Annotated in this window: 26 protein-coding genes and 1 tRNA gene; 14 read left to right on the forward strand and 13 right to left on the reverse strand. The window is 43.6% G+C overall.

Features of this window, described 5'->3' with window-relative positions:
* Positions 1-77: 77 nt before the first annotated feature.
* A complete protein-coding gene (locus Q1A41_RS01425) occupies positions 78-521 on the reverse strand; it encodes a DNA polymerase III subunit chi (RefSeq protein ID WP_299973659.1) in 444 nt (147 codons plus the stop codon).
* A gap of 41 nt (positions 522-562) precedes the next feature.
* Positions 563-2041, reverse strand: a complete 1479-nt coding sequence (locus Q1A41_RS01430) for a leucyl aminopeptidase (RefSeq protein ID WP_299973662.1) — start codon at positions 2039-2041, stop codon at positions 563-565.
* Positions 2042-2362: 321 nt separating this feature from the next.
* Here Q1A41_RS01430 and lptF point away from each other — a divergent pair, with 321 nt between their 5' ends.
* Both lptF and lptG read left to right on the forward strand, forming a co-directional pair.
* On the forward strand, positions 2363-3481 hold the full coding sequence (gene lptF / locus Q1A41_RS01435) for an LPS export ABC transporter permease LptF (protein WP_299973665.1): 1119 nt from the start codon (positions 2363-2365) through the stop codon (positions 3479-3481).
* Positions 3468-4532 carry an LPS export ABC transporter permease LptG gene (gene lptG / locus Q1A41_RS01440; protein ID WP_299973668.1) on the forward strand — a complete coding sequence of 355 codons (1065 nt, stop codon included), beginning with the start codon at positions 3468-3470 and terminating at the stop codon, positions 4530-4532. The genes lptF and lptG overlap by 14 nt, the downstream gene beginning before the upstream one ends.
* A gap of 110 nt (positions 4533-4642) precedes the next feature.
* On the opposite strand, the gene Q1A41_RS01445 is transcribed toward lptG, so the two are convergent.
* The 3 genes from Q1A41_RS01445 to Q1A41_RS01455 all read right to left on the reverse strand — a co-directional run bounded on the left by Q1A41_RS01445 (position 4643) and on the right by Q1A41_RS01455 (position 6933).
* The gene (locus Q1A41_RS01445; RefSeq protein WP_299973671.1) at positions 4643-5107 is read right to left on the reverse strand and encodes an RDD family protein; all 465 of its coding nucleotides are present in this window, start codon (positions 5105-5107) and stop codon (positions 4643-4645) included.
* A 139-nt stretch (positions 5108-5246) separates the two neighbouring features.
* Positions 5247-5663 carry a hypothetical protein gene (locus Q1A41_RS01450; protein WP_299973673.1) on the reverse strand — a complete coding sequence of 139 codons (417 nt, stop codon included), beginning with the start codon at positions 5661-5663 and terminating at the stop codon, positions 5247-5249.
* A gap of 349 nt (positions 5664-6012) precedes the next feature.
* Positions 6013-6933 (reverse strand): YegS/Rv2252/BmrU family lipid kinase, encoded by a 921-nt coding sequence (locus tag Q1A41_RS01455; protein WP_299973676.1) that lies wholly within the window; start codon positions 6931-6933, stop codon positions 6013-6015.
* Between the two features lie 174 nt (positions 6934-7107).
* Between Q1A41_RS01455 and gltX the strand changes: the two genes are divergently transcribed.
* The 5 genes from gltX to Q1A41_RS01480 all read left to right on the forward strand — a co-directional run bounded on the left by gltX (position 7108) and on the right by Q1A41_RS01480 (position 13673).
* Positions 7108-8595 carry a glutamate--tRNA ligase gene (gltX, locus tag Q1A41_RS01460; RefSeq protein WP_299973678.1) on the forward strand — a complete coding sequence of 496 codons (1488 nt, stop codon included), beginning with the start codon at positions 7108-7110 and terminating at the stop codon, positions 8593-8595.
* Positions 8596-8899: 304 nt separating this feature from the next.
* The gene (locus Q1A41_RS01465) at positions 8900-11275 is read left to right on the forward strand and encodes a LysM peptidoglycan-binding domain-containing protein (protein ID WP_299973680.1); all 2376 of its coding nucleotides are present in this window, start codon (positions 8900-8902) and stop codon (positions 11273-11275) included.
* A gap of 256 nt (positions 11276-11531) precedes the next feature.
* Positions 11532-11607 (forward strand) — tRNA-Ala (locus Q1A41_RS01470).
* 54 nt (positions 11608-11661) lie between these two features.
* Positions 11662-13119, forward strand: a complete 1458-nt coding sequence (locus tag Q1A41_RS01475; RefSeq protein WP_299973683.1) for a site-specific integrase — start codon at positions 11662-11664, stop codon at positions 13117-13119.
* Between the two features lie 224 nt (positions 13120-13343).
* Positions 13344-13673 carry a hypothetical protein gene (locus tag Q1A41_RS01480; protein WP_299973685.1) on the forward strand — a complete coding sequence of 110 codons (330 nt, stop codon included), beginning with the start codon at positions 13344-13346 and terminating at the stop codon, positions 13671-13673.
* A 523-nt stretch (positions 13674-14196) separates the two neighbouring features.
* Here Q1A41_RS01480 and Q1A41_RS01485 read toward each other — a convergent pair.
* The gene (locus Q1A41_RS01485) at positions 14197-14484 is read right to left on the reverse strand and encodes a hypothetical protein (protein WP_299973688.1); all 288 of its coding nucleotides are present in this window, start codon (positions 14482-14484) and stop codon (positions 14197-14199) included.
* 153 nt (positions 14485-14637) lie between these two features.
* Here Q1A41_RS01485 and Q1A41_RS01490 point away from each other — a divergent pair, with 153 nt between their 5' ends.
* From Q1A41_RS01490 to Q1A41_RS01510, 5 genes are all read left to right on the forward strand, one after another.
* Positions 14638-14886, forward strand: a complete 249-nt coding sequence (locus Q1A41_RS01490) for a hypothetical protein (protein WP_299973691.1) — start codon at positions 14638-14640, stop codon at positions 14884-14886.
* A gap of 424 nt (positions 14887-15310) precedes the next feature.
* Positions 15311-15988 carry an AAA family ATPase gene (locus Q1A41_RS01495; protein WP_299973694.1) on the forward strand — a complete coding sequence of 226 codons (678 nt, stop codon included), beginning with the start codon at positions 15311-15313 and terminating at the stop codon, positions 15986-15988.
* A gap of 8 nt (positions 15989-15996) precedes the next feature.
* A complete protein-coding gene (locus Q1A41_RS01500; RefSeq protein WP_299973697.1) occupies positions 15997-16221 on the forward strand; it encodes a hypothetical protein in 225 nt (74 codons plus the stop codon).
* A 71-nt stretch (positions 16222-16292) separates the two neighbouring features.
* Positions 16293-16469 carry a hypothetical protein gene (locus Q1A41_RS01505; RefSeq protein ID WP_299973700.1) on the forward strand — a complete coding sequence of 59 codons (177 nt, stop codon included), beginning with the start codon at positions 16293-16295 and terminating at the stop codon, positions 16467-16469.
* A 19-nt stretch (positions 16470-16488) separates the two neighbouring features.
* On the forward strand, positions 16489-16935 hold the full coding sequence (locus tag Q1A41_RS01510) for a hypothetical protein (RefSeq protein ID WP_299973703.1): 447 nt from the start codon (positions 16489-16491) through the stop codon (positions 16933-16935).
* Positions 16936-16986: 51 nt separating this feature from the next.
* Here the strand turns inward: Q1A41_RS01510 and Q1A41_RS01515 are convergent, their stop codons facing one another.
* Both Q1A41_RS01515 and Q1A41_RS01520 read right to left on the reverse strand, forming a co-directional pair.
* On the reverse strand, positions 16987-17697 hold the full coding sequence (locus Q1A41_RS01515; RefSeq protein WP_299973706.1) for a hypothetical protein: 711 nt from the start codon (positions 17695-17697) through the stop codon (positions 16987-16989).
* Positions 17698-17851: 154 nt separating this feature from the next.
* The gene (locus Q1A41_RS01520) at positions 17852-18076 is read right to left on the reverse strand and encodes a hypothetical protein (protein ID WP_299973708.1); all 225 of its coding nucleotides are present in this window, start codon (positions 18074-18076) and stop codon (positions 17852-17854) included.
* Positions 18077-18239: 163 nt separating this feature from the next.
* On the opposite strand from Q1A41_RS01520, the gene Q1A41_RS01525 reads away from it, so the two are divergent.
* Positions 18240-18485, forward strand: coding sequence for a helix-turn-helix transcriptional regulator (locus tag Q1A41_RS01525; RefSeq protein WP_299973711.1), 246 nt, complete (start codon positions 18240-18242; stop codon positions 18483-18485).
* A gap of 8 nt (positions 18486-18493) precedes the next feature.
* On the opposite strand, the gene Q1A41_RS01530 is transcribed toward Q1A41_RS01525, so the two are convergent.
* From Q1A41_RS01530 to Q1A41_RS01550, 5 genes are all read right to left on the reverse strand, one after another.
* A complete protein-coding gene (locus tag Q1A41_RS01530) occupies positions 18494-19867 on the reverse strand; it encodes a DUF6602 domain-containing protein (protein ID WP_299973714.1) in 1374 nt (457 codons plus the stop codon).
* 155 nt (positions 19868-20022) lie between these two features.
* The gene (locus Q1A41_RS01535; RefSeq protein ID WP_299973717.1) at positions 20023-20769 is read right to left on the reverse strand and encodes an MAE_28990/MAE_18760 family HEPN-like nuclease; all 747 of its coding nucleotides are present in this window, start codon (positions 20767-20769) and stop codon (positions 20023-20025) included.
* Between the two features lie 3 nt (positions 20770-20772).
* On the reverse strand, positions 20773-21870 hold the full coding sequence (locus Q1A41_RS01540; RefSeq protein WP_299973720.1) for a DUF262 domain-containing protein: 1098 nt from the start codon (positions 21868-21870) through the stop codon (positions 20773-20775).
* Between the two features lie 112 nt (positions 21871-21982).
* The gene (locus Q1A41_RS01545) at positions 21983-23515 is read right to left on the reverse strand and encodes an N-6 DNA methylase (RefSeq protein WP_299973723.1); all 1533 of its coding nucleotides are present in this window, start codon (positions 23513-23515) and stop codon (positions 21983-21985) included.
* Between the two features lie 3 nt (positions 23516-23518).
* Positions 23519-23743, reverse strand: a complete 225-nt coding sequence (locus Q1A41_RS01550) for a ribbon-helix-helix domain-containing protein (protein WP_299973726.1) — start codon at positions 23741-23743, stop codon at positions 23519-23521.
* A gap of 640 nt (positions 23744-24383) precedes the next feature.
* Here Q1A41_RS01550 and Q1A41_RS01555 point away from each other — a divergent pair.
* The gene (locus Q1A41_RS01555) at positions 24384-25133 is read left to right on the forward strand and encodes an HNH endonuclease signature motif containing protein (RefSeq protein ID WP_299973729.1); all 750 of its coding nucleotides are present in this window, start codon (positions 24384-24386) and stop codon (positions 25131-25133) included.
* The last annotated feature ends 495 nt before the right edge of the window (positions 25134-25628 follow it).

A 25628-nucleotide genomic window follows, 5' to 3' on the forward strand; every position in this document is an offset into this window, starting at 1 on the left:
AGCTATCCTGATTCCTTGCCTTGAAGCTATTGTGAAAAGGCTCGCCGAGTTTACACCGATTTTCATAAGCCTGCTATTTATCGGCGCATATCGTGATTAGCAATTGGATAGCCGCGTTCTTGGTAAAAGCGGTAGCGTTGTCGGCTGGCTTGCACGACATCTTCATCTGGCACCACTATTTCCAATAAGCGTTCAAAGCGTGAAAAGTGAGAGGGTTGCTCACAGGATAAGTTTACCAAGACATTGTGGTGCTGAAGTAATTCATCACCGTGCGTAATCCAGACCTTATCGGCCTGCTCATGGCTTTCGCTTTGCTCGTCTGTGCGGCAGCGGTGGGGGATGAAACTGGTGGGGTTGTATGCCCACAGGCGTTGACCGAAGTCACTGCACTGCTGGGCATTAGGGGTAAGCACGCAGACATCCTGGCTTAGGCGATACATCTTTTCTACCAAGCGGCAGGCAAAGTTGTGCCGGGCATCAAGCCCGGCCTCTGGCAATATATAAAAATCAACTCGGGTCACGCCTGCTTCCTACTTAGCAGCTTCTATTTAAACTAAGTGGCTTATTTGCCGCCTGATTCATTGATCAAGTACTGCACTAGCATGCTAACAGGGCGGCCAGTTGCACCTTTGGCAGCGCCTGAGTGCCAGGCGGTACCGGCAATATCCAAGTGTGCCCAATCATACTTTTTAGCAAAACGTGACAAGAAACAAGCTGCGGTGATACTGCCACCTGGCATGCCGCCAATATTCGCCATATCGGCAAAATTACTGTCTAGCTGTGGCTGGTACTCATCCCATAATGGCATGTGCCAAGCCTTATCTTCGGCTTGCTTACCGGCATCTAGCAGCTTCTCAGCCAGTGCATCTTTGTTTGAGTAAACGGCAGTGGCGTGCTTTCCTAGAGCCACAACACAGGCACCTGTCAGGGTAGCAACATCAACGACGGCTTTAGGCTTATAGCGCTCGGCGTAGGTAAGAGCATCACACAAAACCAAGCGACCTTCGGCATCAGTATTTAGCACTTCAATGGTTTGCCCAGACATTGAAGTAACAATATCACCTGGCTTGGTAGCGTGGCCGTTTGGCATATTCTCAGTAGCTGGCACCAAAGCCACAACATTGATCGGTAGGGCAAGCTCAAGCAAAGATTGCATGGCGCCAAATACGGCGGCAGCACCGCCCATATCAAACTTCATTTCATCCATGCCGGCGCCAGGCTTTAGGCTGATGCCGCCGGTATCAAAGGTTATACCTTTGCCCACCAGCACGATAGGCTTGGCAGATTTGGCGCCACCTTTGTACTCCATGATGATGAACTGCGAGGGTTCATCGGAACCTGCAGCAACAGATAGATAAGAACCCATGCCTAGCTTCTCAGCCTGCTTTGCTGACAGCGCTTTGGCACTCATGTTTTTGTATTCTTTGGCGAGGCGCTTGGCATTGTCGGTAAGGTGGGTAGGGGTACAAACATTACCTGGGCGGTTTGCCAGATCTTTAGCTAGACTAACGCCTTTTGCGATGGCCGCGCCAACGGCTGCGGCTTTTTTAACGCCGTTTTGCGCTTTTTTATTGTCGATAACTAGAGTAATTTTCTTCAGTTTAGCTGGGCTTTTCTTATCGCTTTTAAGTTCTTCAAAACGATAGGCCTTGGCATTCATGCGCTCAGCGGCAAAGCGCGCTTGGCTCTCTAAATCTACTCCATTATCGGAATCCAAAAACAAGCTAGCGTCTTTGCAGGCACTGCCAGCAATCGCTGCATAGGCTTTTTGACACGCATCGCCAAAGCTCTTTGCGTTTAAGTCTTTCGCTTTACCTAGGCCTAAAAGAACGATGCGCTTGGCTTTTGCGTTACCAGCAATTACTTGTGTTTGACCGGCTTTACCAGTGAAATCACCCAAGGCGCAAACAGCAGATATCGCGCCATTGTCATCTAAAGCTTTTGCTGCTGTGCTTAGTTTGGCTTTTTCATAGACCGCCACAATGGCGCAATCGGTGCTTAACTCGTTAGCTTTAGCTGTTTTTGTTTGAAAATTGATCATAGTGAATTCCGAGACAAAGTATCCTGTTTGCTGGATAATAGACAAAATTAGAGTTTAGGCCATGTTGGCTTCGGCACTGGCCATAGTTAAACCAGCAATACTCAAAACCGACACTTTAGCATTTTCGCGCTATGTCTACCAAGACGCATGAAACAGCAAGATCCCCATTGTTGGGTGAATTGGGATCTAAGATTGTTTTTATTGGTCTTATATGGATTCATAGCTCTAGAGCTTAACCCTGTTGCTAGTATGGGCAAACCGGCAAGAATGACAGTGCGATAAAAAGAAGGTTGCTGATTTGGCAAAGAGAAAGGACAGCGAGTGATTATTTTTCGTTACTTGGCCCGTGAGGTCATGTTTACCATGTTGGCGGTAAGCAGTGTATTGCTGCTGATTACAATGAGCGGGCGCTTTGTGAAGTATCTTGCGCAGGCAGCTGCCGGTCAGCTCGATGCGGATGTATTGCTTTCGATTATGGTGTTTCGTGTGCCAGGCTTTTTAGAGTTGGTTCTGCCACTGGGTTTATTTATTGGTATTTTGCTGGCCTATGGCCGACTATACATGGAAAGCGAAATGACCGTGCTTTCGGCTTGTGGCTTTAGCCAGGCTCGCCTGACTCGCTTCACCTTGATCCCTGCGCTTTTAGTTGCCGCCTTTGTCGCTTTGCTATCCCTGGCAATTACTCCAATGGGTGTAGATAAAGCCGAATTGATTTTAAACGAACAAAAAAAGCGCAGTGAATTTGATGGTCTATACCCTGGTCGTTTTATGCCTTTGAGCCGTGCGGGTGCGGTTAGCTATACCGAAAGCTTGAGTGAAGATCGTAAAGAAATGCAGCAGGTTTTTATGGCCGGTCAAGCCAGTAGCCAAGGTGATGTAGGCGTAGTAAAGGCCAAACAAGGACGGCAGGTTGATAACCCTGAGTACGGGCAGCGCTACCTAGTGCTTAATGATGGCTATCGATATGAAGGGAAGCCGGGCCATCAATCTTATAGCGTTACAAAATTTGCTGAGCAAGGGCAGTACCTGCACGTCGATGACCCGGGTGCAGTTATTCCTCGCAAAACAGATCGTAAATCCACGATGGAATTATGGCAGTCCCAGGCTGTATCCGATAATGCCACTTTGCACTGGCGCTTTTCTCTTCCAGTACTGGTATTGATCGTGAGTTTATTGGCCGTACCATTGAGTAAAACTAATCCTCGTCAGGGTCGTTACGTTAAAATGATTCCAGCGATCTTGCTATATATTATTTATCTTGTTTCTTTAAATGCTGCTCGTGGCGCAGCGGAAGATGGCAAGGTTTCAGTTTGGCTGGGAATCTGGGGGATTCATGGAATATTTTTGGCGATCTCGGTATTGCTAATGCTTTGGCCAGATTGGATGAGAAAGGTAAGTTATAAACCAGATGCACAGGAGACAGCTAATGCTGCAGCTTAGTTGGTATATTGCTAAGTCAGTGGTAGGCGCTGTGGCGATGGTTTTGTTGGTCATCTTATCTTTAGATGTTATCTCCGCTTTGGTAGACCAGCTCAGTGATATGCGTGGCGATTACAATTTTACTGAGGTTTTGATCTACGTTGGCTTAACGATTCCTCGCCGTATTATTGAGTACATTCCTTTTTCCGCCTTAGTGGGCTGCTTAATTGGTTTGGGTATCTTGGCAAGCTCTAGTGAGCTTGTTGTAATGCGTGCGGCTGGGGTTACGGTTGCTCGAATAACCGTTGCGGTGCTAAAGCCCGTACTACTGTTTATTGCCTTAGGTTTATTGCTAGGTGAGTATGTAACGCCATTTACCGAACAAGCTGCCGAGAGCCGACGTTCGGTTGCTTTAGGGCGTGGTTTAGCGCTTGATGATAAGGGTATGTGGAATCGTGACGGCGACGAATATGTGCATGCCAACACGGTATTACCTGGTGGTGTATTAATGGGGGTGACCCGTTATCAGTTTGATTCCGAAGGCAAGATGCTTTCATCGAGCTTTTCGGATCGCGCCACTTTTCAAGGCGATCATTGGCTAGAAGAGAAGGCCAATGTGTCTAGCTTTTCCGCTAGTGGTAAAAACATTGAGCAAAAGTACTTTCAAACTCGTCAGTGGCAAACCGATTTAACACCCGCGCTTTTATCTTTGTTAGTGCTAAGCCCGGAAGGACTGTCGATCAATGATTTGCATCGTTATACCGAATATCTAGACCAACAGGGGCTAGAAACTAGTCAGTATCGCTTGGCTTTTTGGCAGAAAGTTTTACAGCCGTTTGCAACCGCTAGCTTGGTTCTGATCGCGGTAAGTTTTATCTTCGGCCCTTTGCGCGAAACTACCATGGGCTACCGTATTTTTACCGGTGTCTTGGTTGGAATTGTATTTCGCACATCACAAGATCTTTTAGGGCCTTCTAGCTTGGTTTTCGGTTTTCCGCCGGTGATTGCCGTGGCGATACCTATTGTCATATGTGCGATAATAGGATTCTTGCTGCTTCGTAAGGCCAACTAATCGTTGCTAATTATTTAGAGAGTGCACAATAAAAAAGGGCGTTGTTTAACGCCCTTTTTTATTGGGGTGAAGTATCTTGCCGCTTGATATTGGCGCTAAATACTCAGCGCTTATTTACTTTTAGGCAACTGCAGCATATAGGTTTTACTAATGATGTCATGCAGGCAGCGTGAGTCTTTATCGATCAAAGCGTATAGATACCCGATGCCAGCTGCCGCCAGCATCACAGGAGCGAGAAAACAGCGTAAGTAGCACTGCCCCCAACTTGGGCGCTTACCGTCTTCGTTCACCAGTGCTAAACGCCAGGCTTTCATGCCTAAAGTTTGCCCGCCTTTTTGGCGCCAACAAAAGCTGCAAAAACTGCTTAAAAATAATACCAGTCCGATAAAGCCAATGGTGCCCATGGAGGCTCTTTCGCCAGCTGCTGGCTCACCACTGATTTGTACCTGAATGAATAACACTAAGGCTGAGTAGGCCATCGCTAAGGCCATGTAGATTAAGCTGTCGTAGATAATGGCAAATATGCGCTTCCATAGGGCAGCTGGGGGCAGAGCCGTGTTGTTGCTATCAGACATAGATTTAACGCCAAAGAAAAAGGCGCAGTGTAGCAAAGTATGGAGCCATAAATTAAGAGGCCTAGCCGCATAATTGTGACTAGACCTTTTTGAAAAGTGCAGTGAGAAGCGTTACTGAGAGGGGGCCGGCCCCTTGAAACTAGAAAAAGCGATGTTCGAATGCCAGTTTCAGGGTATCGCCAGACATCTTTAAACCGTAATTGGTTTTACCTAATTTGTTGTCATCTTTTAGGCCGTTGTAGCGTTTTTTCTTAGCGCCACTCTCAACCCAATATTGCTTAAAGTGCTTTTTGAAGGCTTTTTTAATGGCCTTGTTGCTGCGCTTGGGGCCAGTTTCATTGGCATGCTGCGCCATCCACTGATAGTTAAGAGCCTGTTGAGTATGGCTCATTTCAGAGTTGCGTTTGCTTTTTGCAGCTTCGTGCAGCTCTTCATTGCTCATACTGTGAAGACTCTCATCTTGCCAAGTCTCAGCGTATTTCTCCGCCATGGTGGTGGAGATAAAACACAGGCATAAAGATGGCGCTAGCCAGTATTTGATAAGTTGTTTAAGCATTTTAAACCTCCCTCGCCATACCCCATGGCGACTGTCTTGCAAGATCATTGTGCGACCTTTCTTTACAGTTTAGAAGCTTATTTTGCTAAATGGTTTTGTCCCAAAGCGCTTGTCTAGGCGGATTAAAAATTGGCCACTAAGACAGGTTTTTTTCAAAAACAGGGGAACTCGCCCAATTAAAATATATTCTGCCGAAGTAAACACTAACATTAATTTCTGGCTTGATGAATAAATGCTCACTTTAAGAATGAAAGCTAGAGTGGCGGGTGGGTTTTTATGGTTTATTGATCTAAGTGTTTCGCCGACGAGCTGTGCGAATGCGCTTATTGTGGCGCTTTTTATCGCAATGTTAATGAGCTTTGTGGATGAATTTCAGACAGTTGTCACTACTGCTAATCCTGCAGGGCAGCATGCCAAAATCGTCGCCATCTAGCTGAATGGGCTCATTTTCTTGTGGGGATGTAATCTCGATATCCGCAACTCGGTATTGATCGACCCCGGGGCATTTATGCATTAAGCCTAAGGGTAATGCCAGTAACGCCAATATGAATTGTGCCGTATTGCCTGTAATTGTGGTTACAGTGAGGTGTTTGTCCTCTAGCCTGCCGTTTGGGCAAAGAGTGTAGGAGCCCGCATAGTATCGGCCATTGCTGACGATAGCAGCATTAACTTTATGTATTTCATCCTCAATGCTAAGGTCATAATGTCTCTGGCTAGCATGAGACAGCTCCTTGAACATAGATACAACATAAGCCAGCTTGCCAAAGCGTTTTTTTAAATTTGAATCCAGCTTGTGTACAACCCACGCATCAAAGCCGACCCCTGCCATTAACAGCATAGCTTTTTGATTAATCGTTGCCAGCTGAACTTCTCGAATTGGGCGCTGCTTGATCAGAGCCATAATCTCGGGAATTTTATGGCGCTTTGCTAAACCATTGATGCCAAGTTCTCTCGCAAGGACATTGGCGGTACCTGTGGATAGCGCCAGTATTGGAGTGTCAAAGCATTGCTTGGCAAGCAGGCCAGCGGCCACCTCGTTGATTGTGCCATCACCGCCGGCAACGATAATTAGATCGGCCTGCCAATTTTCTTCGATAAGATAACGGGTAGCATCGCCACTAGATTGGGTGTCGTAGCGCTGCCAAAAATATCCGTCTTGATTTATTTGTTCACACAGTGCATCTAGCCAGTATTTATCGCTGTAACCAGAAATTGGATTGCAAATTAGCAGTATTTTTTTAGCAGTGGGGCGGGTGGTATTAATGATCAATGTTCCTTTGAGTGCAGCTTGTTATCAACATAGGCGGTTAATAGTAGCATGAAGGTGGGGCTACTCTAGTGGACTTGCTAGTGCATGCAGTATAATTGCGGCCTTTGAATATGCAGCAACTGCTGCTCTGATAGATTTGCCCTGCCTTTATGGCGTATTTTGGAACCATACAACATGACTGTACGCACGCGTATTGCCCCTTCACCTACTGGAGATCCCCACGTAGGTACTGCTTATATTGCTTTGTTTAACCTGTGTTTTGCTAAGCAGCACGGCGGTGAGTTTATATTGCGTATCGAAGATACCGACCAGCAACGCTCCACTCTCGAATCTGAGCAGGCTATTTATGACAGCTTGCGCTGGTTAGGTTTAGATTGGGCTGAAGGCCCAGATAAGGGTGGGGATTTTGGCCCTTATCGCCAGAGTGAGCGTAAAGATATCTATGCACAATATGCTCAGCAATTGCTTGATAGTGGGCATGCCTTTAAGTGCTATCGTACCCCAGAAGAGCTAGACGAGTTGCGCACCGCACGCCGCGAGGCAGGTGGTTTTGCGGCACTTAAGCCTAGCGAGCTTAAGCTTACTGAGGAAGAAGCGGCCAAGCGTGAAGCTGATGGCATGCCTTATGTGGTTCGCATGGTGGTTCCAGAAGGTGAAGGCCCATGTCCGGTAGAAGATATGTTGCGTGGCACTATCGAGCTTGACTGGGGGCAGGTGGATGCCCAGATTCTATTAAAATCTGACGGTATGCCTACCTACCACCTAGCGAATGTTGTGGATGATCACCTAATGGAGATTACCCATGTGTTGCGTGGTGAAGAGTGGATTAACTCGGCCCCTAAGCACAAATTACTGTATGAATACTTCGGCTGGGATATGCCTCAATTGTGTCATTTGCCGCTGTTGCGTAATCCTGACAAATCTAAATTGAGTAAGCGTAAAAACCCAACGAGTATTTTATATTATCAACGCATGGGTTTTTTGCCAGAGGCCTTGCTGAATTACCTAGGGCGTATGGGTTGGTCCATGCCCGATGAAAGCGAGAAGTTCAGCCTTGATCAAATGATGGCCAACTTTGATATTCAGCGTGTGAGTTTGGGTGGTCCAATCTTTGACGTGGAAAAGCTTACTTGGTTAAACGGCTTGTGGATTCGTGAAGATTTCTCGGTAGAGCAATTGGCCGATCGCCTGCAAGAGTGGGCTTTAAACCGCGATAACTTAGTGAAGGTATTGCCATTGGCGCAAAGCCGAATGAACACTTTGAGTGATTTTGCGCCACTGGCCAGCTTTTTAGCGGCCGGGCAGTTGCCAATCAACGAAGACAGCTTTGCCCAAGTTAAGCTGGAAGAAGAGCAGTTAAAGCACGTGCTGCAATTTGCCTTGTGGCGCTTAGAAGCTCTGCGCAGCTGGGAGCGAGATGAAATCTTCAATTGTTTGAAAGAGCTGTCTACCCAAATGGACATCAAATTGAAGGATTTCTTGGCGCCGCTATTTATTGCCATTGCGGGCACAACGGCATCATTTTCGGTTATGGATTCCATGGCCTTGTTAGGCCCCGATATGAGTCGCGCCAGAATCCGCCATGCCTTAAATGCTCAATTTGGCGAATTTGGTAAGAAAGCTATGAAAAAGCTGGAAAAATCCTACCAAAGTTTAGGGTAGCTCCACCCAGAAATCAGAAGTGTGGCATGGAGGCAGATAAGGAATTAGGCGCTATACTTATCTAGTAATTTGAATTTATGGCGGAATTTTCCGCCTAAATTCCAATCTTGGCGTGATAAACCATCACTCTAAGGGTGAGTTGTTGTGAATTAGCTCACATTTGACTAAAATTCCATAAGTAATATAAGAAGTAATTAGGTTGGAACCTAATAAACGCCAACAAAATAGGCGACTAGGATGGTTGAAAGGGGTAACGCTATTAAAAAGACAATTGCTAACTTACGGTTTTTCACCGAGCAAAAACATGGAAGTTAAGTTGAAGCGAAGCAGCAATTTTCTGCGCAGTGGCTTGGCCAGTTGTTTATTGCTGAGCCCTACGTTGGTTGCAGCCTTGGGTCTCGGAAATATCGAGCACGATAGTTGGCTCGGTGAGCCTCTGCGCGCCCAAATTGAAGTGCTTGATCCCAAGCGCGAATACAATCCAGAAGATCTTCATTTACGTCAAATCTACCCAGAAGAAGCCGCTGAGCTTGGGGTAGATGTTGTCGCCATCCGTTTTCCCTTGCGTACCAAAATCGAAAGGACGGGCGATAAACTTGTTATCCAACTTACCACCAATCGCCCTGTCAATGAGCCATTTTTAAACTTCATGTTGGCCTTAGAGTGGCCAAAGGGCAAAAGCTACCGTGAATACAGTTTGCTGCTAGACCCAAAAGGGCAGCAATTAATCCCAGCGCCCGTTGTGCAACAGCCAGCACAAGCCGCAGCAAATGTTCGCCCAGTTCTAATTAACGAAGGGCAGGCCAATCGACCGGCTGCCAGTTCATCTAGAGTAATTGCACAAGCCGCACCTATGGTGCCGGTGAGCAGTGGTGAAAACGCTGAATATTGGCGCGTTCGCCCAGGGCAAACACTTTCTCAGATTGCGCAAAAAGTGCGTATCGATAGCAATATCCAATTGCAGGCGGTAACCAATCATTTGTACCGCAGTAACCCGCAAGCCTTCGAAGGTGGCATAGACCAGCTACAAGTTGGTGCGAGCCTGCGCCTGCCGAGCAAAATTGAATATGCACAAATGCCGCGCTGGAGAGATGAGCCAGTTGCGGCTCTGCAGGATATAGAGCCAGCGCCACAGCAAGCTGCGCCACAAAGAGCTGATAACTCGAACGCTAAGGTAGATTACACCGTGCAGCCTGGAGACACCTTATCCCAGGTGGCTCAAAAGATGCGCCAAGATCCTAATATCTCTTTGCAAAAAGTTATTGACGATATCTACCAGCAAAACCCCGATGCTTTTGCCGGTGGCATGAACCAATTGCGAGTGGGTGCAAAATTAGAGTTACGTGGCGAGGCCGCCGTACCTAGCCGCGCATTAAGCATGAATTCGGTAGATGTATCCGATGTAAGTCCTGAGCTGCCAAGTGCCGAAGATTTTAATAACTCCGCACAGCAAGCTAGCAACGGCGAAGTCAGTGGGCGTCTGCGCTTAAGCGATACCCCGCTGAGCGAAGAGCAAATCCTAAATGGTGATTTGCCATCTGGCGATCAGCTGCCGATAAATCAGCAAATTCAAATGGTTTCAGAGCTTACTGATAAGCTCAATCTTGAAAACCGCGATTTGCGCCAGCGCATAGATGCAGTGGAGGGTGATGACAGCGTTGCTTTATTGCAAGAGCTGGTACTACTGCAATCAAAACAGATTGAACATTTTCAGCAACAGCTACAACAAACCCTAAGCATGCTGGAGAAGCAAAAGGGTAATGGCAGCTTAGATGCTAATTTGGCGGGCTTAAACAGTGCGGCAAGCGAGCAGGCTGGCCAAGACGTTGATACTGAAAGCTCTATAGCCAATGAAAGCGCAAGCAATGATCTGCTTGCTACTCAAAACACTAACGAAGCTGAAGCAACGAGCCCAGAATCATTAACGGGTGACATTGACTCAACAGAGCCAAGTGCCGCTAGTGAGATCGCAAACGACCTAACGGATTCTGCTGCTAACACCAGCAGCGATCAAGCCAATGATATATACGAAGGCCAGGGCGTTGGTGCTCAACTGGCCGATAAGGCGAGTGTAAATGAGGTTACTGCTGCAGCGCAGCCGACGGTAAACGACAGTGGCGTACAAAGCGATAGTGATTCGCGCTTTTTGTGGTTAGGTTTAATTTTAGCCGCTGTATTGGCTGGCCTAGCTTGGCTTGATTTTCGTCGCCCAGGTGGTTTTTTAAATCGCTTTAATAAGCCCGCTGAAGACAAGCAAGAGCCTTCTCTTGATGTTAATAAATCAGCGGCTCCAGTGGAGCCAGTGGTTAGAGTGCGCAAACGCGAAGAGTTGGAAATCGACGAGCCAGACGTGCCAGAAGAGCCGATTGTCCAGGTACCTCTTGCTCCGGCAGAAGAAGAACCGGTAGCGGATGAAAACAGTGATATAGAGCCGTTAATATCTGGTGTTGCACGCTGGAACCGCAAAGACATTCCAATGCTGCAAGTGGAAGAATCCGAGTTGGGCGAACTGCCTAATGAAGACAATAGTGATAGTGACGATAGCCTGCATTTCGACGACTTCGGACTAATGAACACCATCTCTATCGATGATTTAGATATCGATCTGGATGAAGGCCTAGATCAGGGCTTTAAGCTAGATCTAGATGACGAAGAAGACGAGAAGCAGAGCAAGGCCTAGTAAGCAGCAAGTCAAAAGTTGAGCTCAGCCTGAAAGACATAGATAAGTGCCAAATATAGACCCAGCAAGCCCTTAGCAGCTGGGCCTTTTAGTTTTAGGCATCCGCAAGAACGACTATCGCCAAGCCCAAGTAAATCCTTGAAAAACTTACCAATTGTTGTTGACAGCACCGGCCACAGTGATAGAATGCGCCCCGCTTTCAACGAAAGCCATCCCTCTCTAATTGGCGTGATTAGCCTAGATGAGAAACCTATATGGGGCCTTAGCTCAGCTGGGAGAGCGCAACACTGGCAGTGTTGAGGTCAGCGGTTCGATCCCGCTAGGCTCCACCAAAATTGATACAAAGCCCGCCTAGTGCGGGCTTTGTTGTTTCTGGAAGTCAGAGTGTGGCACAAAGTGTGGTACACATGGCAACTTCACGGTCACGAACACCTTCTTACCTTACAAAAAATCGACTGGGTATTTACCAATTCCAGTACCGGGTTCCCCGGCGCTTCACTGTCAATTCAAACACCCTTCAGCGGCTCAGGAAATCTTTGGCTACAAGGGACAGGAACACTGCACTGATATTAGCTCGACGATGGGCTGTAGTGTTGGATGATATTTCCCAAGCCTACGGCAATCAGCCAGAAAACTATTCAAATGCTGTGCGGGCGCTGGTTAAGCATTCGAAGCAAGTTCCTATCGGGTTGCCACAAATCAAAGAGGTTGTAGCGGGCAAGCCAGTAGCCCAAATGCCTATCCAACTGAATACAAAATCTTCCTTTTCCCTATCGGGTGCCCTGAAGAAGTACCTGGCAGAAAAACGCAAAACTTGGAGTCCGAAAGCCATTGCTGCCAATGAAAGGAACCTAGGTTTGAAGATAGAAACCTTTATTCAAATTGTCGGTGACAAAGATTGCGCTATTTTGAATACGCCCCATGTGTTGGACTACAAAGGCAAGCTGCTCCAGCTACCCGCCAATAGGACCAAGCGGAAGGAATACCGCTCACTGACTTTGGATGAGGTCTTGGTAATGGATATTCCTGAGAGCCACCTATTGAGTGCTGAGACCCTATCAGGACATCTGAACAAGGTATCGGCATTCTTAGATTGGGGTTACCGTAATGGGTTGATGAAAGCTGATCTCAAGTTGCCTTTGCAGCGGGTAATCAAAAAGCCCAAGCACGCAATCAGTCAACGGGATGCATTCAGTCCCAATGATCTAAAGAAGCTATTCAACTCTGATCAATATTTGAATGGCACCCATAAACAGCCAAGTCACTTTTACGTACCTCTGCTCGCTTTATTTTCAGGGGCGCGACAAAACGAGCTGTGCCAGCTATACAAGGCTGATGTTTATCAGGAGCGAGAAACCGGTATCTGGGTATTGGATATCAATGAAGATGGTGAGGAGAAGCACCTCAAGAAACCATCACATGCCCGGTTGGTGCCAATTCATCCGAAATTGATTGAGTTAGGGTTTATTGAATTCGTAAAGCGGGTAACGACTCAGCGCCTCTTTACTGACCTTAAATTCAAGAGGGACGGCTATGGGCAAAGCTTCTCCCGCTGGTTTAATGAAACCTACCGAAATTCCAATAACTGCAATGTGGGGCAAAAAGCCGGTGAGCATAAGAATTTCCATTCCTTCCGCCATACATTTATCACCTGTTTAACGAATAAACACAATACGCCTCAGCATAAGCTTGCGCACATTGTGGGCCATCGCCCCGGCGATGGCAGCGAAACTATTCAGCGTTATACGAAGCTTACCGAGCTGAAAGACCGCTACAACATCATTCGCCAGATTGAATGGGATTCAATTGATTTCTCGGCTATTCAAACACTCAGAACTGCATGAAGGTGATATAATCTAGGGCTACCTATTGCGAGGTGGCTCTAATCAAATCGGTGATTGGACATGACTAACATGGAGCTACGTCAATGCAATTGGACTACCTTAAAATACTCAATGATTGCGGGTTACCTGAAGTCCCCGATCCTGAAAATACAACTCTTGCCTTCTGTCACGAAATCAATAACACGCTATTCGATGACGACTCCCCATTCGATGTGAAGCAATCCATGGTTATTGAATTGCCAAGCAACTTGAATTACATGATCCAGTGTTCACTGCCGTTGAAATCTGGAATCGCTACCGAAGATGGTGTTCGTTACTTGATGAGTAAGTGGTATGAATGCCTAGCCTACCAGAACCCCAAGTTTGAAAGCGTTCAGCGTACAAGTAGCTGCTTTGGGACTGATGTAAGAATACTCACTATCACAGTTGGTTCTGCATGTTCATTTCTATTTTCGGTCACTGATGAAGCTGCTCAGAACTTTGAAGACGAATTTATAGATGGATACTCACCTGTTGATGATCCAGACTCTTTACTGAAAAGACTTCAGCAATGATGTTGCCGTAGGCAACCCCGGCATAGCCGGGTACTTATTGTTATATTATTTTCCCCTTCGGGGAGTGGCTTCGCCACATCTTCTTTATTATTAATATATTTCTTAATTTATGCGGTTTCGTTTCCAGTAGACACACGAAACCAATTGGCTTCCATGTGTCTACTACATTATGCGTATAACGTACCATTCAACACAGTCAACAAGACAACCTGTAATCAGGTAGGGGGGTTAGCCTGTCACCTTTACGTCTACGAAACTTCCACGCAGTACCAACTACGGCATTTATGGAAACCAGCGGGAGCAATTGGGAGCCTGTTGACTGACTACCCCAATCACTTGTGGTTGCTTTTTACTCAGAGCCACAATCCAAGCGATCAATTTTGATTTCATTGGTCTATCGCCTTCGACCAACATCATAATATAAAGGGGGAGTCATACCCTCCATCGGCAACAAGCTAGGCTTGGCAGAATCGGTAGTGGACTCCGGTCAACCACGCCACAATGTAGGTGGCGATAATATTATTTATACGTACAAAATTCCCTCATTCGAGGTTTTGGGCAATTTTTCGTATTTTTTTGCTTCTTCGATAAATGGTCGATTCTGACCAGCCCCTTTATCTTTAACTTCAGCCATGGCATCTGTGATGTACCGTTCTCCGAAGGACATTACAGCTGCTTCGATGATTGCGGTCTCTGTGGTCTCATAATAAGCACTGAGGGCATTTAGCCAGTGTTGGGTGTGGTTGGTGATACGCAGCTCCTTACGCTTGCGCTTAAACTTCGCCAGACGGCGTTTCTTCTCTGTATCCATATCTCTTCTCCTGTACGGTGGATTGCCAGTACAGGTATTTAGACAGGCTCAGACATGACATAGGTATTTGGCCGTAGGCCAAATACCGCAGTATAATTCATGGAGATTCTAGGCAATATTTTCAGAAGAAATCGCCATAAGCAGGAGGCTTATATGATGAGTCAGGCAGGATACGTTATCTTTTTTATTGGTGTGGTGCTTGTATTGGCTATTTTGGCAATTGGTTTGCCTGCCGAGTTAGCTGCGATTATTGCTTTCGCAGCAGGGTTTTTGTGTGCCAAAGATAATAATGAAGAAGTTATCGGAGAAAAGCTTAGATTTCAGAAAATGTTTGTTGAGTTAGAAAGGGAGCATTTGGAGTTAGAGCAAAAACATGAAGCCTTGTTGGAAAAGCTTGATTAGGTGCTAAATGCAAGCTTAGCCTTGGACAGGTAGAAGAGATGCGCTAAAAGCATAATGAAGGTGTTTTAATTAAAGACCTGCTTACTGAAGCCTGAGTGGTTTGCCTTGAAAAAGGCCGGGCGGAGCCCGGCCTCATTGTGAATACATTAAAAATTTAGCCAAAGTATGTATGAATAAAGCGTTTAAATAATTTATTTTTCTGTAGTTTTAGCAGTTTTTCGGGATCAAAAAATCTTTGAAATCAAAAGGTTATACTCCGAGAAAGAATAGTTGAACATGTTCAACTATTTGATTTTAAAGGGTTTTTTCAAAATTCCTGTTGACAGGTGAAGAACTTGTACGTACATTAGCAACCGTGGGCATGAAGAGATGTCTACGCTAAAAATTAATTTAGTCATATAAAAATTATAATAGGAGTATTCCAATGACTATTCAGAAAACACAGGACAAATCCGTCCTGTGGGTAGAGAAATATCGCCCACAAACAATTGCAGAATGTATTCTGCCAACTGCGTACCGTATAAATCTGGAAGGATTTATATCTAAGAGTGAACTCCCAAATATTGTGTTCTCAGGACCAACAGGCGTTGGTAAGACGACTGTTGCACAGGCGCTAGTTAATGATTTTGGATTAGATTCCATGCTTGTTGACGCGACCTTAACCCCAAATGTTGATGGTATTCGTGAGCGAGTAATTTCTTTTGCGTCGACTCGTGGTTTAACGGGTGATAAAGCTATTATCTTCGACGAAGCTGATCTTCTCAATAAACGGCATTCACAGCCTACGTTGGCTCGTTGTATAGAGAAGTTTCCTCGTTGCCGCTATGTGCTAACGTGCAATGACCCCAAGAAAATTATTCCTAGCCTTAAGTCTCGTGTAATCGAGTTTGATTTCCAATTCACGGAAAGCGAACACCTTGAAGTGCAGGAGCTGCAATGTTTGCGTGCATGCGAAATCCTAGATAAAGAACGAATCAGTTTTCAGCAGCATGATGTAAAAGAGATAGTAAGTTTCCATTATCCTGATTTTCGTCAAGCATTGATTGTTTTGCACAATCAGAGTGTTACCGGCACCTTGCTGCCAATGCGCAAAGTGGCATAGGGGGTGATATGAAAAACGAACTTAAACGCTTTCAGATACAAGTTCCACAAAAGGTGATTGATTTGTTTGATGCCCTCTGCGAATCAAGTGATGTTGATCGCAATACAGGCTTTCACTGTCTCTTGCTGGACTTTTTTTCTGGCAATCCCTACATGCAAAGCCAGTTTGGTCATGCCGATTATATGTACTGGCAGCATAAGACCCGAGAATTTGTGATTAACCACTGCCCCTAGTGTGATTCACAATAAGGCCCGCCCTTAGGGCGGGCCATACACCCACAATAATAATAACGAAGGTGTGTTTCATGAAAAATACTACTATTGATACCTATACTGAGTATGAGCTACTTTGGAGCTGTTACTCAGAAGATGATTTATATCCCGAAGAGGATATACCCTATTCATGTTCAGAAGAGGCTGAAGCCGCTGAGCTTGAATTAAGTCTAGCTGAAGCGGCGGACGCTAAATCACTAACACAATAATAAAAACAAGGTGACTATTATGTTTAACAAAACTGTTATTTATCCATTTTTCGATATGACAATATTTAAAGGACAAACACTGTCTTCTCTAGAAGAGTTGATTCCTTCAGGGATTACTGTTTGCAAGACGATAATTCATTACGCTGATGGTGCCACCGGTCGACTACTAAATGGCTTGTCATTACATGCAATGGATATTGCTGCTCAAGCAAATCACATTCGTCCAATGAACCCCCTCACTGTAGATTTGAGCCGTTACGGAGAAATGACTCCTAAGTTTGCGCTGCTTTTTATGGCGTTGATCCGGCTATATCTAAAACCTGAATCATTAGCATTGGTCATGTTTCAATCAGCGGAGAATGAGTTTGTCACATGTCGTATTGAAGGTGATGATGAAGAGTATGATCTTTGTGATATCAGCCTCTTTGATTTTGAGCCATGGTTTGATAGCTTCGAAGCAGCGTAAAGAAACTTGAGAGATAGCGGGCCGTGCCCGCTATCTCATAGCTGGATGAACTCAAAGTTCGGTTTCAAAAGACTTTTGTGCTTTAACCAGATTTCGAGAGTCTGCAATTGCTTTCCCTGAATGGACTTTGGTTTCCGTCTTCATGAGTGCAAATGATGCGCCGTGTGAGTACATTTCGCACTGTATATACGCTTCGTACTCTTCAAGTTTGACGTTTCCTTGGCGAAGATTTGGTTTGCTGCTGTAATCCCAAACTAAGTGTTCAAAGGTTGCGCCACGTTTTTCATCTTCACGGTGAATTGTAGGCTTTCCGTATTTGTTGATTAGGCTGCTTATCATCTTGGAGCGACGGTCTGTGCAATCTGAAATATTCGGTCCTACATTTAAGTGTTGTGAGTTCTTAATGTAATAGACCATGTTATTTTGCGACTTGACTTCGATACTGTCAAAACGAACTAGGGCTCCGCCAATTTTTTTGTCGTACAGCTTATAGCCACCGATACAGCCTGTACGATTACTCTCACTGGAGGGATGAATTTGGCGATCAACATTGAGCAACCAATCAGGTGACTTACGCGGAATGCCAAGTTTATCTTTCATGCTCCTTTCGTCATTGAAGCTGGTTGAGAGGGTAGTGCAAGATTCTTGAGAATCAGAGCCGGGGGAAATGCCACGGATAGTAAAGTCGCTTAGGTCATTAGCTATCGCAAAGCTTGAAACAAGCACGACAGCAATCATAAATCCAAAGTTGATGGTTTTCATGTGGGCATATTCCTTACATGCATTCACTGGTTGCTACAGCTATAGCGCCAAATTTTTCCATGGCTTCGGTTTCGCTGTATTTACGATTGTCGATCATTCGGAAGTCACCAGTGCCCCCGGTAGCTTCCATATAACTATCATGGTCGGAGCTTGATCAGCCCTGATTCTCTAGCGACTGAGTGAAGCAAGAGACCATGGCTTTAAATTCTGGCTGCTTTTTGAACATTTTAAGCATCTGTTCGTTTTCGGCGCTCTTTGATACACCGGATATGACTATAGCTTCAGCTGTGGCTTCGGCATCGCCTGAGCTGCTACAGCCTACGATAGCTGTGAAACTTGATAACACTAAAATGGGTAAAAAATTGATCAATCTAGTCATTTCTATTCCTTGTTGTAGTTAGCTGTGGTGCTGAATATTTCTTGGAAAGTCTAAAAATGTGACTTATAGTCTTCATTATACCCTATTTGATGAAAAATGGGACTTATAGTCCGTTGGATGATGAGTCACATCGAAAGACCATGTACCCTTTTGGAAGGGCAACATGGCAAAAGAGAAGAAACCCTTTCCCTGTCCAGAATTCGGGGTATATCTGAGGGAGCTAAGAAAAGCGGGTGGGTTTACGCAAGAGAGTTTTGCGGGAGCTGCTGGTTTTGATAGAACCTATATCAGTGGAGTTGAGCGCGGGGAGCGAAATGTAAGCTTAGTTAATATATGCCGGTTCGCTGATACTCTTAAAGTACACCCGTCTAAATTATTCAGTTTTTACGAGCCAGATAAAGGTAAATAAAAAACGAGTTATATCTTCAAGTAATTTTCGAGGTGTGGAGATATGTTGTTGGCTTCACACCAAAAACGAAGACGCCCTTGGTCGTTAGAAATCGCGCACTCTGATTTGTTGATTTCAACTACATGAAGTGAACTTCCAATATAATCTAGCCAGCCAGATTCAGACACGGAAAATAGACTACTTTCTACTAGTGAATCTACTAATTCCTTGGGCGATTGTTTAATAGACTGAGCTGTCTGGTTGATGTAATCCGAGTTAATTTCAATTCCACCAAAAATGGAAATCTGTCTTAAAATACTCAACACGGGCAGAGGAGCTATTTGAGGGCTCCATTTATCTTGTCGAGAAATTTCCGCGAGAGTGCTTTCTTTTGGTTCGATCGAAGATAGTTGCCAGCCTTCTTTCCCTGTTTCTTCATCGATGAAATACTTCCCGCTAAGTAATCCAGCCATAATATCCACATCCATATCATCCCCCCAAGGCATGTGAACATTGCATTCATGAGAGATTTTAGTCCAAATGATTTCTATCATAATGGCGATAGGGTTACTGCGGTTAGATGCGATCAGCTGCCAAAATCCAGACTTTAATCTCTGAGTGTGAAACGGCATCCCAGTAATCTTGGCAAGACTAAACTCTTCGCTGGATATTAAGTTCGGGAGATGTGGAATACCGAATCCATGTTTTTCTTGTCGATCCTCGATGAAGTTCAAAAATGCTGTTCTTAGACCATGCTCGGTTTTGTAACCAGCGTATCCATGAATAATCTTTATGGGAGAGTAGGTGTCCAGAACTACAGCATAAAATATATGGGCGTCTTCCTTGTTCATCCGGTGGATTTCATTGAACTCTGTTGGCTCAGGATTTCCAGTAATTCGAGCATAGGTCTTTGCGGCGATTGATATATTTGGTATCCACCCATTATCTAACTCTGAATCAAAACGCCTAGCGTATGCTTTTGACACCTCTGATAAGTGTTCACAAGCGTCCTCTAGATCCGCTTTAGCTAGAGTTTTTTTAACTTCAAAAACAACAAGTACATCTTTTATGTGGCACTCGTATGAATCGGTAAACCCGAGTCTTTTAGGTTTTCCCTTAGTTAGCATTCTATCGATTTCTCCTGACCTGAACCCAGAGTTGTCGTATATAAATCCGCTTACCAGATTTAAATCTAACGATTCGTGAGTCATTCTTCTTACTGATTCCTCGGTCAGTGCTTCAAACATAGAACCCCAAGTTGGGTTGTGATTGTAATCAAATTCCTCATATTTTTGTCTTTCGACAGAAATTAGATCACTTATAATTTCTGACAGGCTGAATACATTGTTTATTGGTTTTCTTTTATTGATTTTTAATATGGACTTCAATCTTTTCTCTCTCATTCTCTTTCTTTTAAGATCGGATATCACTCTGATTGTATGAACTCCAGAATACTTACGTTTTATAGATTTGTAGCTGGAATTGCAAATGTCCATATTGTTGAGTCCTATTGGTATACTTGGAAGTTCTTTCCTGATTATTGATTTTTTGTATTTCCCTATGGCAAGGAATCTCTTATTTCTTCACGTTTTAATTCTAAGTACTCTTGGGTGTCGTCGGATTTATCGATGAAATATAATTCATTTTCTACAAAGAACTTTAGATCGTCAGCAAAACACCCCATCAAATAGAAGATCAAATTTTTTATTGTTTTTAATTCGTCAATGTTGACGTTGAACTCGTCGTCAACACTTTCAATTCTATTTCCGTGGGCGACCTTATTTCGGTTTTCGAGAAGCTTTTCGTCTATGAAAGTACGCTTGGTGTCAATGATTTCCTGATAGTCGATTCCAACAATTTTTAAGATTGACTTGAAAACCTTTATGCTAAGATTATCTTTGGTGTTTATTATTGATTTGTCTCTTTCATTTGTTATGATTTCCCTAGAAACTCGAAATTTCTTGTTTGAGTCGTCCTTCATCTTGTCTAAAAAGTTAAGCTCATTAGATAGGCTCAGGGAGTCACAAGATTCATACGCTTTTGCTATTACATTTTTTAGAGAAATCGCCTTAAAGTTATCGGTTAGCTGATTAATGTCCAAATTCTTTCTAGATACGTGTATTAAGTACAATTTGCTAGCATTTTTAATATAACCTTCCCAGTGAGAATAAATCAGCAATAAGGTTGACTTTATTATCACTAGTTGATTTTCAGGATTTTCTAGCAAAATAAGGTTCGATACTTCTCTCTTTCGCCATGCGAGATCGGCATCTATTAGTCTCGTAAATTCGTCAATGCTATCCATGTTTTAAAAAAACTCTCTGGCAAATTTTGTTAAATCTTTGAATCTCTTAATAGGCTTTATTCCTCTTGCTAGTGAAGCTTGTACTTCATCTTGCCTATGGATTTCTTTAATCTTTTCTACAATCTCACCATTTCCTTTGTTTTCTATTGATTCAATGTTTTTAGCTATTCCTGATGAAATCATTTCAAATGTACTAACATTGAAGGCACCACTAAATTCTTCTTTTTCTAAGTCGTACTTCTTAAATGAATTTTCGCCCATGGCAGATTTCATTTTGTCAAAGGTTCTTTTGAATATGTCCTCGAATTTCGCTAAATCAGAATCTTTCATAAGTTTGATAGTTTCTTTATCAATAAATTCTGATATTACAGCTTTACTTATAGGTTCATAGTCCTGAAAGTTAGTCTTTGCCTCTAAACCAATAAACATCCGAAGAATAAGCTCCATGTGGAATTCTTTTTCAAGCTGATGTTCTTTAAGAGGCTTAATGCACTCCAGAAAATTGCTGTAATTTTTAAGATGATTAATTTTTTCATAGAACTCTGTGTTTATCATCAGCATTAAACAATTTCTAACTTCCTGCTCTGAAAGTGCCGTGCCCCCGGTATTAAGTCGTTGGAATAATTCGTATTGGGCTTCATCGCTATTTTCGGTAAGGATTATGTTTACACGAAGTTTCGACTTCTTGAACTCACGTTGGGTGCTCACTGGCAGATCAGCCCATGACATGTCATCAAGTGATGGAATGTACTTGCAAGTGGTCAATTTTAACGGGGCAGTGTCTTTTAGTTCGCCCACTAACTGAAATATTGTCGATAGACGCTGAACGCCGTCTACAACATGCCATGTCCCATCACTTTTTTGAGCAACAAAAACTTCGGGTACCGGGATTCCAATAAGTATCGACTCAATCAATTTGGTTTTTTGCGTGTCTTCCCATCGAAATAGTCTTTGAAATGCAGGATCAAGTGTAATTTCTCCATCTTTATACAAATTAATTAATTCCCCGACTGACATTGAATAATCATCAGTTTTAATAGTTTTCCTTGCTAGGGAAATTTCATTTTGAATGGCTTCTTGTGACTCTTCGGTGATAGGCATTGTTAAACTCGTATTTAGTGGCTGTGATAAATTAGGACGTTAGCTTGGAGGTAGGAAGACCTATTCTCTATTTTTAAACTCTAGCTTTACCTCCTGTAGTTGTGTTTTCCTTTTATATACCCTGTTTTACCTTTAACGCATTATTTACAAGGTCATCAATTTTGTGTTGATCAAAGTTCTTTATTCTCATTGCTTTCTTACCGATATCCTTTACCTGATCTCTGTTCGGAAATCTCATCATTCTGATTTCAGTAGCATTCACTTGAGTACTTCCTGAAATACACCTGAAGTATCGGTCATAAAACGAGCTGTTAAAAATTGCGCATAACCCAAAAGCTTCTGTCTTGGTTAATTCTTCAGATTTTACTCCAATATAATTAACTTTGTTTTCGATACCAATGTATTGATGCTCTTTGAAGCTATCAGCTAAATAGATACTAGAAACCAGACAGCGTTTCTCATCTTTTGGTGAAAATCGTTTCAGAAGAACATAATTCCTGCTGTCCAAAGTGTGTCTTTCATGCCCATTTAACAATTTAAAGCACATGTCCTTTTTACTTTTACTAGACCAGATCGCTTTTAAAGGAGTAATGTTTCTAGTTTTCAATAGAGGGATAAGATTTTTTCGATTCTGAGGGGCTTTAATGAAATCTCTAGTACGGTGCTCTACAACAGGTCCTGTAGATATGAAATAACCAGAATCTGAAAATGTAGATTCTAATTTTTCTGCCTGTTTTAAGAAGTTGGCTTCAGTTAATGACTCGGGTATACGAATAAGGTTTTGGTTGTTTGAAGAGTCAATAATTAGTGATCTGGGGTACTTTTGGGTAGTTGCAGACGTAAGACCTGCATCACAATTACTTGAGTGTACGTCAACAAAGTCATATTTTTTATTTTTTACAAATTTACATATAACGTTCTCTTGAAGTACATTGTTTTCATCAGTTTTAAATACTCGGTCCCTATGTTTAAAAATATGAATTGACTGGATGCCCATTTTGTTGAGCAAATAATCCCTAAAATTCCTGAAATAAAGTCCATTAGTATAGCTTCTTGGTGTAATGGAAACCATTTGACCGGAATTACGTAAACTGGCGATAGTTATAGCCATGAATGAAGCGTAAATGTTAGGGTCACCTTTGTATAAATCACTCACTGCCTTGGCGTAAGGCGAGTCTTTCAGTCTATATTTGAAGTAGGGTGGATTTATTACTGAAATATCAAATGACATTTCCCTTTTATCAGGGCGGTCTAAGACAAAGTCAAAGTTTCTGATTTCAAAGGAGAATTTTCGATTAAGCCCATGATAGTGCCGCTCAATAACCTTCATCGTATTGTTAAGATAAGGAATCACTGCAGAATCGACTTCATACAATACGGCTTGAACGGATTCACAGCCAAGGTTTAGCAGGTGTATCGCAGTTGTTGCAGTTAAAATACCTGTACCTGCTCCGGCATCAAGGATAGAAATTTCCTTTTTGGCTCTTGGCTTATGAAGCATTGACGCCATATATCTAGCAACTGATGGGCTCGTGAAAAACTGACCTAGTTTCTTTCTCTCTTCGCTGCTTTTAGTGCATAGATAAGTACTTTGGAGCTCAAGCACTTCATCCAAAGGATCTGAATATGTAAGTTTTTCAAGCATCGCCTATTCCGAATGAGTCTTTGTATTTTCTGTGTTGTTTTTTTCTGGTTGCGAATGCTGAGCAATTGCGTTTTTAATAAATTCAGTTTTACTGACTCCTTCGATTGCACATATATCATCCAATTTTTCAGCCTCTTCACGATCAATCACAACTTGAAGGCGCTTCTTATCCCCCTTGGCGATTTGCTTACGATATCGTTGTTGACGCACTGATGTAGTTTTATCCACGCGGAGCCTCAGTTTAAGTGTTTTTCCGTTATACTGTAACGGATTTAAGGAAAGAGGTCGAAGCTTTATTTAACAAAGTGGTAGTTAGTATTTTGTGCAGTTTGATTTTTGGGCGAGCGGGTCGTCCTGTTCTCGAATGCTACGACTCAACCAGTTTGAGGGCTTCGACTTTTTAGAGTGCGTTCAAAGGTGTGATACACTCACTCCAATATTAACCTAATCACGATGGCTTCAGTGTCAATTTGGTAAGTGCCTGCAAACCCCGCAGGGGTTGCAGTAGCTCAGCTGGGAGAGCGCAACACTGGCAGTGTTGAGGTCAGCGGTTCGATCCCGCTAGGCTCCACCAAATCTTAAAAACCCGCAAGTGAAAGCTTGCGGGTTTTTTTGTGCCTAAAAATTGGTAGCGGTTGCTTAGGTCGTTTCCCAACAGCCGGCTCTACCCCGTTAATGATGAAGAGCCCAACAGCCCCGGTAAAAGTAGTGATTTAGTTACAAATAGGCATTATAGTTTGTCGTTGAGAGAGCAATGGGTAATTGCACAAAGGGGTTGCATTTACTGGCCCCAGTAAATAGAAGAGCTTTTTATTGATTGCCAGTGTTAGCTTCAAAATTGCAAATATAGGCTTACGGTGAGCCGCTAGTGTACATATGGATGGTGGGTGTTATTTTGCAGAACAATTCTAAGGCATCAAGTTTTCATCAATGGCTAGTAAGTATCGGTAAATCTGAAAAAACCGCGAAGAATTATTCGGGCGCCATACAAAGCTCGATCAGTAACTGGGCATTAGACGGAAACATTATTAAAGAAAGTCTAAGTGAGATAAGGGAGCCCGCCCAGTTTTATGCTCTTATCGAACCTATTCAGCAACTTCCTGTTTTTTTAGAAAAGAACACCAAAGGGAATGGGATGTACAGCGCGGCTCTTCGTCAGTACGCTGAATATCTCGATTGCCAGACCAATCAGTCCGTCCAAGAAGATATTGAAGAAATCTTAAGTAGTGATGGAACTTCGAGTACGGACAAGGCGACTTTGGTAAATGCTCGTGTCGGCCAGGGCAAGTTTCGTAGTCAGCTGATCGATCAGTGGCAGGGATGTGCCGTTACAGGCTATCGTGATGTTCGTTTTTTGGTTGCTTCTCACATCAAGCCTTGGAGGGCATCTAATGACGAAGAAAGGCTTAGTAGGTTTAACGGGCTGCTGTTGCTGCCTAATCTTGATAAAGTTTTTGACCTCGGTTACCTTACTTTTGAGGAGTCGGGCAAAATTCGCCTTTCTAGGCAATTAGAAGATACACAAATGTTAGGTGTTCACTCGGATATGGGTATTAAGCTTAATGACTGCAATCAGTATTTCATGGCGTATCATCGTGAACAGTGCTTTAGGGGATAATAATACCGCCGCCACTTACCGAGAAAGATGAAGCTCAAACCCGTTTAGAAATTTATGCCAAATTAGAGGTCGCCGGTTGGGTCATTAAAGATTAAAAGTGCATTAATTTATAGGCAGTCTTGGGTGTGGCTACAAAGAGATATCGAGGGTTAGTTCATACTCTCTTAGTTTGCCTATTAACCTGCTCACCACAACCCCATCTTTTTCTAATCGAGACAGCTGTTTTTACGTGGCATTAGGTGATAGCTCATAGAATTCAGCAATGGCTTTGCTATAGCCTGTCTTCCTTGTAAGCAAGTAGATAAGGATTTTCTCCTGAGTTTCTGCCCGCAGGATACCTTTAAGGATAAACATAATTAATGCTCTGTAACTACCAATGGATGGTACACGTATACGTGAATGACTTTAGGAGTATTATGCACTGGGGTAAAGGTATATCTGAGCGCGTATCAATGAAAAGGCGGCACTTCGCCATTGGTTTACGCTGTATGGGAA

It is taken from the genome of uncultured Pseudoteredinibacter sp. (assembly GCF_947502065.1).
Taxonomy (GTDB): Bacteria; Pseudomonadota; Gammaproteobacteria; order Pseudomonadales; family Cellvibrionaceae; genus Pseudoteredinibacter.

Bases quoted from the DNA above. Each gene is read 5' to 3' on its own strand.
- Q1A41_RS01445 (WP_299973671.1), bottom strand. From the start codon at position 5,107: ATGTCTGATAGCAACAACACGGCTCTGCCCCCAGCTGCCCTATGGAAG.
- Q1A41_RS01545 (WP_299973723.1), bottom strand. From the start codon at position 23,515: ATGCTTGAAAAACTTACATATTCAGATCCTTTGGATGAAGTGCTTGAG.
- Q1A41_RS01490 (WP_299973691.1), top strand. From the start codon at position 14,638: ATGATGAGTCAGGCAGGATACGTTATCTTTTTTATTGGTGTGGTGCTT.
- Q1A41_RS01495 (WP_299973694.1), top strand. From the start codon at position 15,311: ATGACTATTCAGAAAACACAGGACAAATCCGTCCTGTGGGTAGAGAAA.
- Q1A41_RS01530 (WP_299973714.1), bottom strand. From the start codon at position 19,867: ATGAGAGAGAAAAGATTGAAGTCCATATTAAAAATCAATAAAAGAAAA.
- lptG (WP_299973668.1), top strand. From the start codon at position 3,468: ATGCTGCAGCTTAGTTGGTATATTGCTAAGTCAGTGGTAGGCGCTGTG.
- Q1A41_RS01500 (WP_299973697.1), top strand. From the start codon at position 15,997: ATGAAAAACGAACTTAAACGCTTTCAGATACAAGTTCCACAAAAGGTG.
- Q1A41_RS01525 (WP_299973711.1), top strand. From the start codon at position 18,240: ATGGCAAAAGAGAAGAAACCCTTTCCCTGTCCAGAATTCGGGGTATAT.
- Q1A41_RS01465 (WP_299973680.1), top strand. From the start codon at position 8,900: ATGGAAGTTAAGTTGAAGCGAAGCAGCAATTTTCTGCGCAGTGGCTTG.
- Q1A41_RS01480 (WP_299973685.1), top strand. From the start codon at position 13,344: ATGGTTATTGAATTGCCAAGCAACTTGAATTACATGATCCAGTGTTCA.
- Q1A41_RS01510 (WP_299973703.1), top strand. From the start codon at position 16,489: ATGTTTAACAAAACTGTTATTTATCCATTTTTCGATATGACAATATTT.
- Q1A41_RS01485 (WP_299973688.1), bottom strand. From the start codon at position 14,484: ATGGATACAGAGAAGAAACGCCGTCTGGCGAAGTTTAAGCGCAAGCGT.
- Q1A41_RS01515 (WP_299973706.1), bottom strand. From the start codon at position 17,697: ATGAAAACCATCAACTTTGGATTTATGATTGCTGTCGTGCTTGTTTCA.
- Q1A41_RS01520 (WP_299973708.1), bottom strand. From the start codon at position 18,076: ATGACTAGATTGATCAATTTTTTACCCATTTTAGTGTTATCAAGTTTC.
- Q1A41_RS01540 (WP_299973720.1), bottom strand. From the start codon at position 21,870: ATGCCTATCACCGAAGAGTCACAAGAAGCCATTCAAAATGAAATTTCC.
- Q1A41_RS01450 (WP_299973673.1), bottom strand. From the start codon at position 5,663: ATGCTTAAACAACTTATCAAATACTGGCTAGCGCCATCTTTATGCCTG.
- Q1A41_RS01430 (WP_299973662.1), bottom strand. From the start codon at position 2,041: ATGATCAATTTTCAAACAAAAACAGCTAAAGCTAACGAGTTAAGCACC.
- gltX (WP_299973678.1), top strand. From the start codon at position 7,108: ATGACTGTACGCACGCGTATTGCCCCTTCACCTACTGGAGATCCCCAC.
- Q1A41_RS01505 (WP_299973700.1), top strand. From the start codon at position 16,293: ATGAAAAATACTACTATTGATACCTATACTGAGTATGAGCTACTTTGG.
- Q1A41_RS01535 (WP_299973717.1), bottom strand. From the start codon at position 20,769: ATGGATAGCATTGACGAATTTACGAGACTAATAGATGCCGATCTCGCA.